Origin of the sequence: Pleomorphochaeta sp. DL1XJH-081, from assembly GCF_049310885.1 — a bacterium.
Classification (GTDB): Bacteria; Spirochaetota; Spirochaetia; order Sphaerochaetales; family Sphaerochaetaceae; genus CAYZJV01.
This window is the reverse complement of the sequence record NZ_JBMDYO010000186.1, coordinates 1-246: the sequence shown is the minus strand read 5'-3', so window position 1 is coordinate 246 and position 246 is coordinate 1. Positions and strand designations below refer to the sequence as shown.

The 246-nt window shown below is 44.3% G+C and carries 1 protein-coding gene; it reads right to left on the bottom strand.

The genetic code is table 11. From position 1 onward, the window contains the following. Positions 1–246, bottom strand: a 246-nt coding sequence (locus ACODJP_RS14410) for an aminotransferase class III-fold pyridoxal phosphate-dependent enzyme (protein ID WP_422482670.1), incomplete at both ends; no start/stop codon positions are given.

Sequence of the window (246 nt, the reverse complement as noted above, 5' to 3'; positions counted from 1 at the left end):
ACCTAAACCAAGTGGGCAGCGATATTCATGCGGATATGGCATGAATTGTACGCCTGGCATTAAGCCATTCACTGCATTTTTTGCACTTAAGTTACCAGTCATTGCAAGTGAACCATGAGTCATACCATGGTAACCACCAGAGAAACTGATCACTGAGCTACGGCCAGTGTAAGTTTTAGCAAGTTTAATTGCTGCCTCAGTCGCATCTGCACCAGAAGGACCACAGAACTGTAAGCAATATTCTTC